This window comes from Shimia sp. R10_1 (assembly GCF_017744095.1).
Lineage (GTDB): Bacteria > Pseudomonadota > Alphaproteobacteria > Rhodobacterales > Rhodobacteraceae > Shimia.
The window spans coordinates 21,315-36,493 of sequence record NZ_JAGHQX010000010.1 but is presented as its reverse complement, the minus strand read 5'-3'; the positions used below and the strand labels follow the sequence as shown (position 1 = coordinate 36,493).

General features: G+C 59.2%; 16 protein-coding genes. 10 read left to right on the top strand and 6 right to left on the bottom strand.

Annotation, left to right across the window (positions count from 1 at the left end; translation table 11 throughout):
• Window positions 1-4: 4 nt before the first annotated feature.
• From J7413_RS17415 to cmk, 4 genes are all read left to right on the top strand, one after another.
• Window positions 5-865 (top strand): bile acid:sodium symporter, encoded by an 861-nt coding sequence (locus tag J7413_RS17415; protein ID WP_209100543.1) that lies wholly within the window; start codon window positions 5-7, stop codon window positions 863-865.
• A 55-nt stretch (window positions 866-920) separates the two neighbouring features.
• A complete protein-coding gene (trmB, locus tag J7413_RS17410; RefSeq protein ID WP_209100541.1) occupies window positions 921-1,646 on the top strand; it encodes a tRNA (guanosine(46)-N7)-methyltransferase TrmB in 726 nt (241 codons plus the stop codon).
• Between the two features lie 140 nt (window positions 1,647-1,786).
• On the top strand, window positions 1,787-3,139 hold the full coding sequence (gene aroA / locus J7413_RS17405) for a 3-phosphoshikimate 1-carboxyvinyltransferase (RefSeq protein WP_209100539.1): 1,353 nt from the start codon (window positions 1,787-1,789) through the stop codon (window positions 3,137-3,139).
• A gap of 20 nt (window positions 3,140-3,159) precedes the next feature.
• Window positions 3,160-3,768, top strand: coding sequence for a (d)CMP kinase (gene cmk, locus J7413_RS17400; protein WP_209100537.1), 609 nt, complete (start codon window positions 3,160-3,162; stop codon window positions 3,766-3,768).
• A 19-nt stretch (window positions 3,769-3,787) separates the two neighbouring features.
• Here cmk and J7413_RS17395 read toward each other — a convergent pair whose 3' ends face one another.
• Window positions 3,788-4,174 (bottom strand): helix-turn-helix domain-containing protein, encoded by a 387-nt coding sequence (locus J7413_RS17395; protein WP_209100528.1) that lies wholly within the window; start codon window positions 4,172-4,174, stop codon window positions 3,788-3,790.
• A gap of 158 nt (window positions 4,175-4,332) precedes the next feature.
• On the opposite strand from J7413_RS17395, the gene J7413_RS17390 reads away from it, so the two are divergent.
• The 4 genes from J7413_RS17390 to J7413_RS17375 all read left to right on the top strand — a co-directional run bounded on the left by J7413_RS17390 (window position 4,333) and on the right by J7413_RS17375 (window position 8,239).
• A complete protein-coding gene (locus tag J7413_RS17390; RefSeq protein WP_209100526.1) occupies window positions 4,333-4,968 on the top strand; it encodes an NAD(P)H-dependent oxidoreductase in 636 nt (211 codons plus the stop codon).
• A gap of 129 nt (window positions 4,969-5,097) precedes the next feature.
• Window positions 5,098-5,358, top strand: a complete 261-nt coding sequence (locus tag J7413_RS17385) for a DUF6525 family protein (protein WP_209100524.1) — start codon at window positions 5,098-5,100, stop codon at window positions 5,356-5,358.
• Between the two features lie 219 nt (window positions 5,359-5,577).
• A complete protein-coding gene (rpsA, locus tag J7413_RS17380) occupies window positions 5,578-7,257 on the top strand; it encodes a 30S ribosomal protein S1 (RefSeq protein ID WP_209100522.1) in 1,680 nt (559 codons plus the stop codon).
• Between the two features lie 112 nt (window positions 7,258-7,369).
• Window positions 7,370-8,239 carry a hypothetical protein gene (locus tag J7413_RS17375; protein WP_209100520.1) on the top strand — a complete coding sequence of 290 codons (870 nt, stop codon included), beginning with the start codon at window positions 7,370-7,372 and terminating at the stop codon, window positions 8,237-8,239.
• Here the strand turns inward: J7413_RS17375 and J7413_RS17370 are convergent.
• Entirely contained in the window at window positions 8,230-8,991 is a 762-nt protein-coding gene (locus J7413_RS17370) for an isocitrate lyase/phosphoenolpyruvate mutase family protein (RefSeq protein ID WP_209100518.1), read from the bottom strand. The genes J7413_RS17375 and J7413_RS17370 overlap by 10 nt on opposite strands.
• On the bottom strand, window positions 8,988-10,055 hold the full coding sequence (locus J7413_RS17365; RefSeq protein ID WP_209100516.1) for a trifunctional transcriptional activator/DNA repair protein Ada/methylated-DNA--[protein]-cysteine S-methyltransferase: 1,068 nt from the start codon (window positions 10,053-10,055) through the stop codon (window positions 8,988-8,990). The genes J7413_RS17370 and J7413_RS17365 overlap by 4 nt, the downstream gene beginning before the upstream one ends.
• 117 nt (window positions 10,056-10,172) lie before the next feature.
• On the opposite strand from J7413_RS17365, the gene J7413_RS17360 reads away from it, so the two are divergent.
• Window positions 10,173-10,556: a VOC family protein gene (locus J7413_RS17360; protein WP_209100514.1), complete on the top strand. Its 384-nt coding sequence runs from the start codon at window positions 10,173-10,175 to the stop codon at window positions 10,554-10,556.
• The gene (locus J7413_RS17355) at window positions 10,549-11,304 is read left to right on the top strand and encodes a class I SAM-dependent methyltransferase (protein WP_209100512.1); all 756 of its coding nucleotides are present in this window, start codon (window positions 10,549-10,551) and stop codon (window positions 11,302-11,304) included. The genes J7413_RS17360 and J7413_RS17355 overlap by 8 nt, the downstream gene beginning before the upstream one ends.
• Window positions 11,305-11,358: 54 nt before the next feature.
• Here the strand turns inward: J7413_RS17355 and J7413_RS17350 are convergent, their stop codons facing one another.
• The 3 genes from J7413_RS17350 to J7413_RS17340 all read right to left on the bottom strand — a co-directional run bounded on the left by J7413_RS17350 (window position 11,359) and on the right by J7413_RS17340 (window position 15,083).
• On the bottom strand, window positions 11,359-12,270 hold the full coding sequence (locus J7413_RS17350) for an ABC transporter permease (protein ID WP_209100510.1): 912 nt from the start codon (window positions 12,268-12,270) through the stop codon (window positions 11,359-11,361).
• Window positions 12,263-13,270, bottom strand: a complete 1,008-nt coding sequence (locus J7413_RS17345; protein WP_209100508.1) for an ABC transporter permease — start codon at window positions 13,268-13,270, stop codon at window positions 12,263-12,265. The genes J7413_RS17350 and J7413_RS17345 overlap by 8 nt, the downstream gene beginning before the upstream one ends.
• A 112-nt stretch (window positions 13,271-13,382) precedes the next feature.
• On the bottom strand, window positions 13,383-15,083 hold the full coding sequence (locus J7413_RS17340; RefSeq protein ID WP_209100505.1) for a peptide ABC transporter substrate-binding protein: 1,701 nt from the start codon (window positions 15,081-15,083) through the stop codon (window positions 13,383-13,385).
• Window positions 15,084-15,179 lie beyond the last annotated feature (96 nt).

Below are 15,179 nucleotides of genomic sequence, written 5' to 3'. Positions count from 1 at the left end.
CGGGATGCTTTTAGAAGTGGCACTGCCGCTTGCGCTGGCCATAATCATGTTTTCGCTGGGATTTGGGCTGACATTTGCGGATTTTGGCCGCGTGTTCAGCCTGCCGCGTGCGGTGATTACAGGAATCTTGATGCAGGTGATTGCCTTGCCTGTGGTGGCCTTCGTGCTGGTCAGCCTGTCTGATCTGCCGCCGGGATTGGCGCTGGGCGTGATGATACTGGCGTTTTGCCCCGGCGGGGTGACATCCAGCATGCTCACAAAACTTGCGGGCGGCTCGGTGGCTCTGTCGATCACACTCACGGCAGTGATCAGCCTGTTGTCTGTTTTGACGGTGCCCGTGTTGGTGGGCTGGTCCACCGATCACTTTCTGGGCAGCGCGGCCCCGGAGCTGAATGTCACCGCGATTGGCATGAACATGTTTGTCATCACGGCGGTGCCCGTGGTGATTGGGGTGCTTTTGCGGTTTGTCGCACCGGGATTTGCGGATCGCTTTGAAAGCAAGGTTTCTCTGGTAGCGCTGGTGCTGTTTGTCATCATCGTGGCGGCGGCGCTCACAGCCAACTGGACGATGTTCATCTCTAACGTGGGCACACTTGCGCCGATCCTGATGGGGCTGAATGCGGTGCTGTTGGTGCTGGGCGTGGCTGTCGCGCGGCTTGTCGGCCTGTCTGGTGCGGATGGGCTGTGTATTTCGGTGGAGATGGCGGTTCAGAACGCCACATTGGGCATCGCGGTGGCAGGCATGGTGGCGGCAGCGGCGGGCATTCCGGAATATGCGGTGCCCTCGGCGGTCTATGGCATCACCATGTTTGTGGTGACCCTTCCCGGTGTTGTGGTGTTGCGCCTGATTTTCGGCAAAACTTGACCTTTGGCGCGGCTTTGGGCAAAGGCTGCGCGCAAAGATCGAGGATCACGCTGCCATGTCTGACGACACCAAACCCACAAACCATCCCTCAGGCGCGCCCTGGCGCAACTTCTATGGCCGGTTCAAAGGCAAGGGCCTGCGCCCCAGTCAGGAAGCCTATCTGGATGAGGATCTCGCGGCGCTGTCACCGGGCAAGGTGAGTTGGGAAGACAACCCGGAGCGCGAACAGATTGATCTGAAGGCGCTGTTTGGCGACAAAGATGTCTGGCTTGAGGTCGGCTTTGGCGGCGGCGAGCATATGGTGCATCAGGCGGTGCAGAACCCGGATGTGGGCATCATCGGCTGTGAGCCTTACATCAACGGTGTTGCCATGTTGCTGGGCAAGATCCGGCAGGCCGGGGCAGACAACATCAAAGTGCATCCCGGCGATGCGCGTGACATGTTTGATGTGCTGCCGGATGGCTGCCTGAGCCGGGCGTTTCTGCTGTATCCGGATCCGTGGCCCAAGAAACGCCACCACCGCCGCCGCTTTGTGACGCCGGAGCATCTGGAGCCCTTGTCACGCAAGCTCAAGCCCGGTGCGATTTTCCGGGTGGCGACGGATATCGAAGACTACGTGCGCCAGACGCTGGAACAGGTGCCGCGTCATGGTTTTGAATGGCTGGCCGAAAGACCGGCGGATTGGCAGGAGCCGTGGGAGGATTGGATTTCCACGCGCTATGAGCAGAAAGCTTTCCGCGAAGGCCGCAAGCCGCACTATCTGACCTTCCGAAAGGTGTGAGGGGGCCAGCCCCCTCAGCCAGTTTCTGGCGAACCTGGCCTCACCCCCGGGATATTTTTGGCAAGAGGAAGCGCCGCGCATTTACGGGGCGCGTCTGTTGCGCTAACAGCTTTGGCAACTGAACAAAGGATGACGCGCATATGTCCGGCCATGGCACCCCGATCCCGATGACTTCTTCCCCCTGCGGCCCGCTTTCTGGTGAGGCGCATGTGCCCGGCGACAAGTCGATCAGCCACCGCAGTCTGATCCTTGGCGCAATGGCGGTGGGTGAAACCAAAATCAGTGGTCTGCTCGAAGGCGAGGATGTGCTGGACACCGGCAAAGCCATGCAGGCCTTTGGTGCCGAGGTGGTGAACCATGGCGGCGGCAATTGGTCTGTGCATGGCGTGGGTGTGGGCGGCTTTGGTGAGCCCGACACAGTGATTGACTGTGGCAACTCCGGCACCGGTGTGCGCCTGATCATGGGGGCGATGGCCACCAGCGATATCACCGTGACCTTCACCGGCGACGCAAGCCTGAATGGCCGCCCGATGGCGCGGGTGACCGATCCGATTGCGCTGTTTGGCGCCACGTCCGTTGGCCGCTCGGGTGGGCGTCTGCCGATGACCATTGTGGGTGCGCGCGATCCTCTGCCGGTGCGTTATGAGGTGCCGATGCCGTCGGCGCAGGTGAAATCTGCGGTGCTGCTCGCTGGGCTCAATGCACCCGGACAGACCGTGGTGATTGAGAAAGAAGCCACGCGCGATCACACAGAGCGCATGCTGGCGGGCTTTGGCGCAGAGATCAGTGTGGAAGAAACCAATGAAGGCCGCGTGATCACCCTGACCGGTCAACCAGAGCTGAAGCCGCAGACCATCGTGGTGCCCCGTGATCCAAGCTCTGCTGCTTTCCCGGTTTGTGCGGCGATCATCACGCCGGGCTCTGATGTGCTGGTGCCCAACATTGGTCTGAACCCAACCCGCGCGGGGCTGTTTTATGCGCTGCAGTCCATGGGCGCGGATCTGACCTTTGAAAACGAGCGTGAAGAGGGCGGGGAGCCTGTGGCAGACCTGCGCGCGCGCTTCTCTCCCAACCTCAAAGGCGCAGAGATTGATCCGCTGCGCGCGGCCAGCATGATTGATGAATACCCCGTGCTGTCGGTTGTGGCGGCCTTTGCTGAGGGCGACACGGTCATGAAAGGCGTGAAGGAGTTGCGCGTCAAAGAAAGCGACCGGATTGACGCGATGGCCAAGGGGCTGCGCGCCAATGGTGTTGAGGTTGAAGAAGGCGACGATTGGTGGATCGTCAAAGGGCGCGGTCACGGCAATGTGCCGGGGGGCGCGACTTGTGAGAGCTTCCTTGATCACCGCATTGCTATGAGCTTCATGGTGATGGGCATGGCCTCGCAGAAGCCGGTGAGCGTGGATGATGGCAGCCCGATTGCCACATCTTTCCCGATTTTTGAACCGCTGATGGCGGGGCTTGGCGCGTCTATCTCACGCACAGCTCAATAACAGCGCAGTAAGGGCAACACATGGCATTTACCATTGCGATTGACGGGCCTGCGGCGGCGGGCAAAGGTACGATTTCCAAAGCGATTGCGGCGCATTTCGGCTTTGCCCATCTGGACACGGGCCTGCTGTATCGTGCAGTGGGCGCGCGCACGCTGGACGGCACCGATCCGATTGACGCTGCTCGCGCGTTGACGGCTGAAGATCTTGAAGCGGATAATTTGCGCACGCCTGAGGTGGCGCAGGCCGCCAGCCGGGTTGCGGTGATTGGCGAGGTGCGTGCCGCGCTGGTGGATTTTCAGCGCGCCTTTGCCCGGCGGGCCGGTGGCGCGGTGCTGGATGGGCGCGACATTGGCACGGTGATCTGCCCGGAGGCGGAGGCCAAGTTGTTTGTCACGGCCAGTGCTGAGGTGCGGGCCGAGCGCCGCTATCTGGAACTTGTCGGCAAAGGCCATGACACCAGCCGCGAGGCTGTGCTTGCGGATGTGAAAGAGCGTGACGCGCGGGATATGGAGCGTGCTGAAGCGCCGCTGAAACCTGCTGAGGATGCCGTTCTGATTGACACGTCTGAGCTGGCGATTGACGCAGCCGTGCAGGCGGCCATCGCGGCGGTCGAGGCGCAGCGCGCGTAATCGGGATGCTGGAGTGGCGTCAGGCGCTGTCTTTCAGCGCCGCCGCCTGATCATAGGTTTCTCGCGCCGCGTCAATGGTGGGCAGGTTTTCCAGCGCCCAATATCCCATGGCTTTCACAGGCTCCAAAAACGAATGCCCCAGATCGGTGAGGGCATATTCCACTTTCGGTGGGATGGTCGGGTGATAGGTGCGACTGACCAGCCCGTCACGCTCCAGCTCGCGCAGCGTGAGCGACAGCATCCGTTGCGAAATGCCCAATCTGCGCTTCAGTTCATTGAAACGCAGAATGCCATATTCGCCAAGGGAGATGATAATCAGCACAGACCAGCGGTCGCCGACCCGGCTCAGCACCTCGTTGATGCGTTGACAGTTTGGGCATTGCGCCTTTGGTGTCGTGTCCGGCATGTGAGGCTCCTTTGGGGTGGTTCCCTCGGTGTGACCGGGGATTGAAAATGTGACTTCTTGCGGCGAGATCTGGTTCTTTCTATATCGCCAGTATCGAAAATATACCACCCTTTGCGGCTCGTACCTCCGGCGTGTCGCAAGACAGAGAAAGACCCAAAATGACCGCACTCAAAGATCTGATGAGCTGGCGCTATGCCACCAAAAAAATGGACCCGGCGAAAGCTGTGCCAGAGGAGAAGGTGGAGGCCATTCTGGAAGCGATCCGCATGGCGCCGACCTCCAGCGGCACGCAGCCTTTTGAGGTGTTTGTGGTGACACAGGACGCGATGCGCGAAGAGATCCGCAAAGTGGGTTGGGATCAGAGCCAGATCACCGAGGGCAGCCATCTGCTCGTGTTTGCGGCCTGGGACAACTATTCAGCCGAGCGCATTGATGCGGTGCGCAGCCACATGGAAGAGTTGCGCGGCGAAAATCCGATGATTGCGCAGTATTATGAAAACCTCAAAGGCGCGTATCTGCCGCGCGACGCTGCGGTAAACCACGACCATGCGGCGCGTCAGGCTTATATCGCCCTGGGCTTTGCCATGCTGGCGGCGGCGGAGCTGGAGGTGGATTGCTGCCCCATGGAAGGGTTTGATGCGGATGCCGTGGACGACATCATGGGGCTGAAAGCCTTGGGTCTGAAATCGGTGACCCTGCTGCCGCTTGGCTATCGTCAGGAAGGCGCCGACTGGCTGTTGCCAATGGAAAAAGTGCGCAAGTCGCGCGCAGATATGGTGAAAACCATCAGCTGATCAGCGGCGCGATGTCTCTGTTACGGCGGCACCCTTGCCGGGGTGCCGCTGTTTTGCGTTTTGGCCCTTGTAATTTGCTGTGGAGGGTATGTAATAACGTAACAATATTGTGACGAGAGCAGAGTCGATATGGGTAGAAATCTCAACAGCAGCCTGAAGGGGCGGCGGCGTCAGGGGAGCGCAATGCAGGCCTATGATGCCTTGCCCCCGGAGTTGCGCCAGTGGTTGCGCAGCGCAGCATTGCCCTGGAGTCCGGCCTCGGCCAGTTGGATCTGGAAGAAAGCGGGGGGGGCGCGGGATCCGCAGGCGGCACTTGCGCGGCTGAATGCGGTGGAACAGGCGACACTGCGCCGAGATCGCGTCACAGGCGGAATCGGCTTGCCCACATAGGTTTTTGGCGCTATGAAGCGCTCGTCTATAAGGCGCAAATGCCATAAAACAATGAGACGAGCAGGGTCGGATGTGCCGGCCCTCTTTGTTTTTTGTGTGTTTTCTTGTTGTTGGCGCGCCCAAGACCAAATTGCTCTGCCAGAAGGCGGACACCAACCAAGACCGGCGGAGACAACCGCACGGCCAGAAAAAAACGTTTGTAAAGGAAGTTAGTGCCACATGGCTAACACAACCATGGAGGAATTCGAAGCCCTCCTTAATGAAAGCTTCGAAATGGACACCCCGAACGAGGGTTCGGTTGTCAAAGGCAAAGTCATCGCAATCGAAGCGGGCCAAGCCATCATCGACGTCGGCTACAAAATGGAAGGCCGCGTTGAGCTTAAAGAATTCGCAAACCCTGGTGAAGCTCCTGAAATCGCTGTTGGCGACGAAGTGGAAGTGTACCTGCGCGCGGCTGAAAACGCCCGTGGCGAAGCTGTTATCTCCCGCGAGATGGCACGCCGCGAAGAAGCATGGGATCGCCTTGAGAAAGCCTACGCAGACGATGCACGCGTTGAAGGCGCGATCTTCGGCCGCGTCAAAGGCGGTTTCACGGTTGACCTCGGCGGCGCCGTGGCCTTCCTGCCAGGTTCCCAGGTTGACGTACGCCCCGTACGTGACGCCGGCCCTCTGATGGGTCTGAAGCAGCCGTTCCAGATTCTGAAAATGGACCGTCGCCGTGGCAACATCGTTGTGTCCCGTCGTGCGATCCTCGAAGAGTCCCGCGCCGAGCAGCGCGCCGAAGTTATCGGCAACCTGTCCGAAGGCCAGGCAGTGGACGGTGTGGTCAAGAACATCACCGAATACGGTGCATTTGTTGACCTCGGCGGCGTTGACGGCCTGCTGCACGTCACCGACATGGCATGGCGCCGTGTGAACCACCCATCTGAGATCCTGACGATCGGCGAAACCGTTAAGGTTCAGGTCATCAAGATCAACAAAGAAACCCACCGCATCAGCCTGGGCATGAAGCAGCTGCAAGACGATCCATGGGATCTGGTTGCTGCGAAGTACCCACTGGAGTCCGTGCACAAAGGCCGCGTGACCAACATCACCGATTACGGTGCCTTTGTTGAGCTGGAAGCGGGCGTTGAAGGTCTGGTCCACGTATCCGAGATGTCTTGGACCAAGAAAAACGTGCACCCCGGCAAGATCGTTTCCACCTCTCAGGAAGTGGACGTCATGGTGCTGGAGATCGACGGTGCCAAGCGCCGCGTGTCTCTGGGTCTCAAGCAGACCATGCGCAACCCATGGGAAGTGTTTGCAGAAACACATCCAGAGGGCACCGAGGTCGAAGGCGAAGTCAAGAACATCACCGAATTCGGTCTGTTCATCGGCCTGCCAGGCGAGATCGACGGCATGGTTCACCTCTCCGACCTGTCATGGGACGAGCGTGGCGAAGATGCGATCCAGAACTACCGCAAAGGCGACATGGTTTCGGCCGTTGTCTCCGAAGTGGACGTTGAAAAAGAGCGTATCTCCCTGTCCATCAAGGCCCTCGGTGGTGACAAATTCGCAGATGCGGTTGGCGGCGTGAAGCGCGGCTCCATCGTGACTGTTGAAGTGACCGCGATCGAAGACGGTGGCGTTGAAGTGGAATACGAAGGCATGAAGTCCTTCATCCGCCGCTCCGACCTGTCCCGTGACCGTGCGGATCAGCGCCCAGAGCGTTTCTCCGTCGGCGACAAGATCGACGTGCGCGTCACCAACATCGACAGCAAGACCCGTCGTCTGGGTCTGTCGATCAAAGCACGCGAGATCGCAGAAGAGAAAGAAGCCGTGGAACAGTACGGTTCTTCCGACTCCGGCGCGTCCCTCGGCGATATCCTCGGCGCAGCGCTGAAGTCCGGCGACGAGTAAGATCAACCGATCTTTCGACTATGAATTTGGAAACCCCGCCAGCGATGGCGGGGTTTTCTTTTTGAACGTAAGCACGCCATCAAATCGCCTTTTACGTGTGTGAATTTACGCCATGAACGAGTCGCGGATAAAGGTAGAGATGATGTTGGTTCTGATACGCGGATTGGCCATTGTAGGGGTCATCATTGCGGGGCTGTTTGCGTGGCACGCCCATAGCGCCCAAATCCGCAACGCAGAGGCTGCAATGCCCACTTTAGATTTGGCGGACGCGCCCGGAACCTTCGAGATGGTGAGCAGCACAGCCTTTTATGTGCGTCACTTGAAAACCTATGAGTTTGAAGTTGCCGAGGCGACACGTGCGGCGGCCACGGCACAGAAGACCTTAGACGGAACGCAGCCGGTGACTTGGCATTACTTTGTGCCAGAGACCGATGAAAAGGTGCCTTTGGTGGTGTTGTTTCACGGGCGCGACCGGGAAGGGTTGTCGTTGATCGAGCTCTGGCTGGACACCGCCCGGCGCGAAAACATCGCCATCATTGCGCCAACAGCACCAAGTGGGTCTTGGCCCTATTCGGATCCGTCCCCGCAATTTGTGAACAGGATCATCAGCGAAGTCTCGGAAATTCACCCCATCGATCAGGACCAGATTTACCTCTTCGGGCATTCAGCAGGGGCCGTCTACGCACATGTGTTGCTCAACACGACTCAGGGCCCGTGGAAGGCGGCGGTTTTGCATGGGGGCTTCATGCCCGCCGATTATTTGGTCACCCCGGCCATCCCGAAACCGTATCGCGCCTATATTGGACAGCACGAACGCGGGTTTGAGCGCAGCGCCATTCGGGCCACTGGCGAAGAAATGGCGCGCCGCGGTCATGACAATGATCTGATCATTATTCCGGCGCACACCCATTGGATTTACGACATCGGAGATCAGATCGCGGCTGACAGCTGGCGCTGGTTTCAATCGCTCCCTCAGCTGTAAAGCCGTGCCGCCTGTGCGGTGAGGGTTTTCATCGCGGTGCGATAGGGGGCAGGGCCAAAGCTGATGCGTGCCACCCCAAGTGCGGCCAGGGGTGTGACATCGGCGGCTGTGTCCAGGCACATGGCATTCACCGGCAGACGCACTTTGTCACAGACCTCGCGGATCAGCTCTGGTTCGGCCAGACCGGGCACAAAGATGCCGCTTGCGCCGGCCTCGGTGTAGGCCGCCGCGCGGGTCAGGGCCTCGTCCATCAGCTCTGCGTGCTGCTCGGGTTTGGACTGCAAAAACACGTCTGTGCGCGCGTTGATATAGAGCGGGATGCCAGTGTCCTCAGCGGTGGTCCGGATCGCCTTGATGCGCGCCACCTGTGTGTCCACGTCATGCAGCCCTTTGCCGCCCACCACGCGGTCCTCAAAGTTGAGCCCCACCGCACCGGTGGCGAGCAGCCGTTTGATGTGCAGCGACAGGTCTTCTGGATCGGTGGCATAGCCGCCTTCAAAATCGACGCTTAAGGGAAGATCATTGGTGGCGCTGATGCGCCCGGCGATCTGAAGCAGGACCTCCATGGGCAGGGCTTCGCCATCGTCATAGCCTTGCGCAGCAGCCACAGACCAGCTGCCGGTGGCCAGAGCGGCCGCACCGGCCTTGGCCACCGCAGCGGCGCTGCCTGCATCCCAGATGTTATAAAGCACAAGCGGATTGCCCGATTGGTGCAGCGCGGCGAAAGCGTTTGCGCGGTCTGTTTGTGTCATCCGTCCATCCTCATCGGTTGATACTGTTGTTCGATTTCGATCAATTTCTGTTTGCGCCACAGCCCGCCGCCATAGCCGGTGAGCGCGCCATCCGCGCCCAGAATACGGTGGCAGGGCACCAGAATGGCAAGCTGGTTCGCGCCATTGGCGCGGGCGGCAGCGCGGGTGGCGGTTGGTCGGTCAATGGCGTTTGCAAGTTGCGCATAGGTGCGGGTCTCCCCTGCCGGAATGGCACAAAGCGCGTGCCAGACCTCTTTGGTGAAGGCGCTGCCATGAAAGGCCATAGGTGTCTCAAACCTCGCGCGCGTGCCTGCAAAGAACGCCGCCAGTTCGCCCTCCACCTGATCGGTAGGCGCATAGCGGCCAAAGCCCAGATCGCCTTTGGCGAAATCACGCAGGCGTGTCAGTTCACGCGGCAGCGCTTTGCGTTCGACAAACTCCAGCAGATGCAGGTGAGAGGCGCTGGACACCGCAATCATATCGCCCAGTGGCGTGTTGAACCAATCCGCCCGCAACAGCCCACCTTTTTTCAGCGCATTGGGCGCACACCCCAGAAGGCGGGCAAAGGCTGTGCGAAAGGCGGAGGCACTTTCAAAGCTGGCGCTGTGCTGGGCGTCGATCACGCGTTCGCCTTGGCGCAGCACTTCAAAACCCTCGCGCAGGCGGCGCTGGCGGGCCATTTCCAGAAATGTCATGCCAAACTGGCGTTTAAATGAGCGGCGCACGGTGGACAGATCAAACCCCATTTGGGTGATGTGGCGCTCTGACCAGCGGATGTCGGGCCGCTCATCGAGTGCGCGCAGCAGTGCGGCAATCGCGGGGTCTGCATCTGCAGCAGGGGCCAAAGGATGGCAGCGTTTGCAGGCACGATAGCCGCCTTCGATACAGTCCCCGATGGTTGCAACAAAGGTGCAGTTTTCCGATTTGGGTTTGCGGGCCGGGCAGGTGAGGCGGCAGAAAATGCCGGTGGTGCCGACACAGACATAGGCGCGCCCATCATAGGCCGGATCACGTGCAAGGAGCGCCGCGTAAAGCGCGTCGTGAGAAGGGAGGTCAAACATCATGCCCTCACACTAGCGCGCCCCTGCGACAGGTCAGCCGAAAATCAGGCGCCTATTCTAAAAACTTGGTGAAATGATAGTCTCGTTCTGGACAAGGCCATACATACAGAAAGGCTGACCATGATCCAGATTGACCGCTTGGACCATTTGGTCCTGACCGTGGCGCGGATTGACGCGACAGTGGCGTTTTATAAGCGCGTTCTGGGGATGGAGGCGGTGACCTTTGGAGCAGGGCGTGTGGCGCTTGCCTTTGGGCAGCAAAAGATCAACCTGCATGAGGCGGGGCGGGAGTTTGAACCCAAGGCTCTGCATCCAACGCCGGGATCTGCGGACCTCTGCTTGATTGCCACAACGCCCCTCAGCGAGACTGTTGCGCATCTTGAGGCACAGAAGGTTGCGATAGAACAGGGCCCCGTGGCCCGCACCGGCGCGACGGGGCCAATCACCTCTGTCTATTTCCGCGACCCCGACCAAAACCTGATTGAGGTGTCGACCTATGACTGAGCCTCTGCAGGACGCACTCTATGAAGATCAGCGTCTAGTCGCTGTCTACGACGCGCTCAACGCAAGCCGCGATGATTTTGATTTCTATCAGCGCCAGTTGCCTGCACCCCCCAGTCAGGTGCTTGATATTGGCTGTGGAACTGGTCGCTTTGCCGTGGATCTTGCGCGGCAAGGCTATCACGTGACCGCCTGTGATCCCGCAGTGGACATGGTCGACTATGCACAAAAGCGGCCTGATGCTGCGCTTGTGGCCTGGCATCATGGCGCGGTGACGGGATTGCCGTCGGATCTGGGCTTTGACGCTGCCGTGATGACCGGGCACGCCTTCCAATGCCTGCTGTCTGATGAGGATATGCGACAATTTTTTGAGGTTTCACGCAGCCATCTTGTCGAAAAGGGTGTTCTGATGTTTGAAAGCCGTAACCCCAAGGCCCGCGCGTGGGACAGGTGGATGCCAGATCATGCCGGGCCGCCTGTTGATCTTGGGGCAGGGCAAAGCGTTGCGGTCACCCACGAAGTGATCACGCATCGCGCGTCTTATGTGACCTTTGAGGAGCGCTATCATTTCTGGCCTGACAACGTTGAGAAACGCTCGGTATCCACCCTGCGCTTTGCGAGTGAGCAGGAGATTCTGTCGGGTGCGGAGGCGGCAGGGTTTCAGCTTGTACAGCTCTGCGGCGATTGGCCTGGAGCGCCTTTTCAGGAGGATCAAAGCCCGGAGATGATCTTCAAATTCTTGGCCGTTTAAGGCGCACAAAAAAGGCCGGGCGATGGGCCCGGCCTTTGTGTTTGGATATGTATCTTACCGGCCCCGGATGCGTGGGTCGAGTGCGTCGCGCAGACCGTCGCCAAGGTAGTTCACCGACAGCACGGTCAGAGAGATCGCCAGACCGGGCCAGAACACGCGCTCTGGATAGTCTTGCAGATATTGCACGGCGTCATTGAGCAGGCGTCCCCAGGTCGGGAAGTCCGGCGGGAAGCCAAGCCCGAGGAAGGACAGCGCGCTTTCCGTGATGATCGCGTTGGCGATGCCCAGAGTGGCGGACACCATGATTGGCGACAGCACGTTGGGCAGGATGTGCCGGGTGATCATGTTTGTGTTTGACGTACCGATGGAGCGGGCGGCGAGCACAAACTCGCGCTCTTTCAGCGACATCACATCGCCGCGCACAATCCGTGCGGTCGGCATCCATGAGGTGATGCCAATGGCGATCACAATCAGGATGAAGATCCCACGCTCTGGCCCAACCGCTGCGGAGAGCGGCTCGCGGAAAAGCATCATCATCACCAGCAGCAGTGGCAGGATTGGCAGCGCCAGAAACAGGTCTGTCAGGCGCATCAGCGGGCCGTCGAGCTTTTTGAAATAGCCCGCACTGATGCCCACAAGGCTGCCCAGACCCAGCGCCAGCAACATGGCGGTGAGGCCCACGGCAATCGAGGTCTGTCCCCCGGCCATCATGCGCGCCAGCGTGTCACGGCCCAGCTGGTCGGTGCCAAACGGGTGTGCCAGGCTCGGGCCCTGATTGCGGGAGCGGATGTCGATATAGGTCGCATCATAGGGCCACAGCCATGGGCCAATGAAAACGCCAAGCACGATCACGATGAAGATGATGCCGCCCAGCAAAGCGCCTTTGTGCGCCTTGAACTGATGCCAGACGTCCACCCATTGGGACCGCTGCGGTGTGGTCGGTTCGGTGTTGGTGGTATCAGTCATAGCGGATCCTCGGATCAAGAATGCCATACAGCACATCTGCGATCAGGTTGAAGAAGACGATCAGGAAAGCGAACATAAAGGTCAGCGTCTGCACGGTGGGCAGATCGTTGGCCTGAATCGCGCCGATCAACTGAGCACCGATGCCGTTCACAGAGAAGACCTGCTCGGTGATGATGGCGCCGCCAAAGATGGCAGGCAGACCCAACGCGATCACGGTCACAACCGGGATCATCGAGTTGCGCAGCACATGCACCAGCACCACAACACGCTCGCTCAGACCCTTGGCACGCGCGGTGCGCACATAGTCCTGATTGAGGTTATCCAGCATCGAGGCCCGCATGTAGCGGCTGATTTGCGCGGTGGTCTGCAGGGCAAGCACCATCACCGGCATGATCATCTGGCGCAGCTGATAGACAAAGCTGTCCCAATCCACCACTTCATGGGTGGTGTCATAGATGAAAGGGAACCAGCCAAGGTTCACCGAGAAGATCACAATCACCAGCGGGCCGGTGAAGAACGGCGGGATGGAGTAGCCGATCATGGTGATGAAGGTACCCGCCTGATCGAAGATCGAATATTGCTTATAGGCAGAGTAGATGCCGATAGGCAGGGCGATCAGGATGCCGACGATGTAGGACATGCCCACAACCCACAGGGTCTGAGGCAGGCGTTCTACCACCACATCCATCACAGGAGAGCGGGTCTGCCAGCTGATGATGCGCAGTTTGCCTTCGGCGAAGGTAGTGCCAAACATATGGTCTACAAAGACCTGAGGTTCCACCCAGAAGAACTGCACCAGCCATTTGTAAAAGCGGATGTAGCCAGGTTCGCCAAGGCCAAGAGCCTGACGCATTTTTTCCTTCACTTCTGGCGGGACGGTGAGTGGTACCTGGGCCATCGGATCACCGGGGGCCAGTTCCAGCAGAAGGAAAATGACAAGAGAGATGAAGAGGAGCGTCGGGACCGAGAGGATCAACCGTCGTATCGTGAAGGTCAGCATAAAGCGGCGCCTTTGTGCGTCTGTTTTTGATTGGTGGGCTCTGCGCAGCGACCTGCCTGTTCAGAGCCAAAAGTGAAAAGGCGGGCCCGAGGGCCCGCCCTGTTTTGTCAGCTTACTTGATACGATGCCAATCGGCAATATTCCAAAGCTCGGAGTCCCAGGTGTTCAGAACAACGCCGCCCAAAGAATTGGCATGTGCAGACACACGGCCACGGTGCACCAGTGGCACGATGGTGAAGCTTTCGTTGGTCAGCATGTCGTTCATCTTCTTGGCGATCTCGCCGCGCTTCTCGATGTCGCCGGTGCGGGCCAACTCGTCGATCAGTGCGTCATAGGCCGGATCACAGAAGCGGTTGATGTTCTCACCCTGCCACTGGCTGTCAGGCTTTGGCTCGCCGCCACAACGGTAGGCCGCCAGATACTGCTGAGGGTCAGTGCCGTTGAAGGTGTTGGCGTACATTTCCACGTCTGCGTAGAACTTCTGGAAGGTGTCAGGGGAACCTGGGTCACCACCAAAGAACACGGATGCAGACAGGTTGCGCAGCTCAGTTTCAACACCGATTTCAGACCACCACTGTTTGATCAGCGCTTGGAAATCCTGACGCACAGCGTTGGTGGAGGTCTGGTACAGGACGGAGAGCTTCACGCCGTCTTTGGCGCGGATGCCGTCGGCACCTTTGACCCAGCCAGCTTCATCCAGCAGCGCGTTTGCACCTGCGATGTCTTGGGTGAAACAGTCGGTATTGCCGGAGGCGTAGTTCGCTGGCACAGGCACCAGATCACAGGTCACTTTGCCTGCTTTGCCGTAGCCGATTTCCACCAGCAGTTCGCGGTCGATTGCCATGGACAGCGCTTTGCGCACGTTCACGTCAGACAGGAATGGGTGCGGATGGGCCACCGTCGCACGCTCGCCTTCCGGCAGGCTGGAGGACGGGTCGGTCATGTTCATCTCGATGCGCTCAACCAGCGGGCCGAAGCCTGCAATCGCAACACCTTTGCCGCCTTCTTCCATCTTGGCGATCACGTCGGGCGCCAGCTGGAGGTTCCATGCGTAGTCAAATTCGCCGGTTTCCAGAACCGCACGGCCTGCACCGGTTGCGTCTCCGCCACCTTTGAAGGTTACCGTGGCAAACGCGGGCTTCGCAGGGTCGCGATAGTTCGGGTTGGCTTCGTATTGGATCACGTCGTTGGTTTTGAATTCGGTCACAACGAACGGGCCTGTGCCGATCGGGCCGAAGTTCTCTGCAGTACACTCAGGTGCTTTGGCGCCCATGCAGTTTTCAAACTGCGCTTTTTGCAGAATAGGGGACTGACCGCCAACAAATGGGCCATATGGGTTTGGCTTTGGCTGGTTGAAGGTCACTTTGACGGTTTTCTCGTCCAGCGCTTCGATGGTTTCAACGCCATCAAAGAATGCTGCCTGCGCACAGCCGCCTTCGGGATGCATGCAGTATTCGCCGGTGAATACAACGTCGGCAGAAGTCACTGCGGTGCCATCTGACCATACCATGCCGTCTGCGATGGTCCAGGTGATGGTGGTCAGGTCCTCAGACACGCCGCCGTTGCTGACGGTTGGAATGTCTGCTGCCAGATAAGGCACCATTTTGCCGGTTTCGTCATAGCGCGCGAGCGGTTCGATGGTGAGAGAGGCAGACTCGATATCTTTGGTCCCGGAGGACAGATACGGGTTCAGGATGGACGGGGCTTGCCAGTAAATAATGTTTACGTGGCCGTCAGAGCCGCGCTCTGCCATGGCCGCCGGGGCCATCACAAAGGCCGCCGCAGCGCCCAGCATCAAGGTTTTTGCTTTCATGTCTCACTCCATGTTGGCACGAGAATCGTGCGGAAGTGGCGGATTTTTCCGCCGTTTTTTGGCTGTCAAATTGAGGGGAAAGGCCGCGAATCAATC

Excerpts from the sequence above, each read along its gene's own strand:
- J7413_RS17355 (WP_209100512.1), top strand. The coding sequence starts at position 10,549 with ATGACTGAGCCTCTGCAGGACGCACTCTATGAAGATCAGCGTCTAGTC.
- J7413_RS17390 (WP_209100526.1), top strand. The coding sequence starts at position 4,333 with ATGACCGCACTCAAAGATCTGATGAGCTGGCGCTATGCCACCAAAAAA.
- rpsA (WP_209100522.1), top strand. The coding sequence starts at position 5,578 with ATGGCTAACACAACCATGGAGGAATTCGAAGCCCTCCTTAATGAAAGC.
- J7413_RS17395 (WP_209100528.1), bottom strand. The coding sequence starts at position 4,174 with ATGCCGGACACGACACCAAAGGCGCAATGCCCAAACTGTCAACGCATC.
- J7413_RS17385 (WP_209100524.1), top strand. The coding sequence starts at position 5,098 with ATGGGTAGAAATCTCAACAGCAGCCTGAAGGGGCGGCGGCGTCAGGGG.
- J7413_RS17370 (WP_209100518.1), bottom strand. The coding sequence starts at position 8,991 with ATGACACAAACAGACCGCGCAAACGCTTTCGCCGCGCTGCACCAATCG.
- J7413_RS17350 (WP_209100510.1), bottom strand. The coding sequence starts at position 12,270 with ATGACTGATACCACCAACACCGAACCGACCACACCGCAGCGGTCCCAA.
- aroA (WP_209100539.1), top strand. The coding sequence starts at position 1,787 with ATGTCCGGCCATGGCACCCCGATCCCGATGACTTCTTCCCCCTGCGGC.
- J7413_RS17360 (WP_209100514.1), top strand. The coding sequence starts at position 10,173 with ATGATCCAGATTGACCGCTTGGACCATTTGGTCCTGACCGTGGCGCGG.
- cmk (WP_209100537.1), top strand. The coding sequence starts at position 3,160 with ATGGCATTTACCATTGCGATTGACGGGCCTGCGGCGGCGGGCAAAGGT.
- J7413_RS17345 (WP_209100508.1), bottom strand. The coding sequence starts at position 13,270 with ATGCTGACCTTCACGATACGACGGTTGATCCTCTCGGTCCCGACGCTC.
- J7413_RS17415 (WP_209100543.1), top strand. The coding sequence starts at position 5 with ATGCTTTTAGAAGTGGCACTGCCGCTTGCGCTGGCCATAATCATGTTT.
- J7413_RS17340 (WP_209100505.1), bottom strand. The coding sequence starts at position 15,083 with ATGAAAGCAAAAACCTTGATGCTGGGCGCTGCGGCGGCCTTTGTGATG.
- J7413_RS17365 (WP_209100516.1), bottom strand. The coding sequence starts at position 10,055 with ATGATGTTTGACCTCCCTTCTCACGACGCGCTTTACGCGGCGCTCCTT.
- trmB (WP_209100541.1), top strand. The coding sequence starts at position 921 with ATGTCTGACGACACCAAACCCACAAACCATCCCTCAGGCGCGCCCTGG.
- J7413_RS17375 (WP_209100520.1), top strand. The coding sequence starts at position 7,370 with ATGAACGAGTCGCGGATAAAGGTAGAGATGATGTTGGTTCTGATACGC.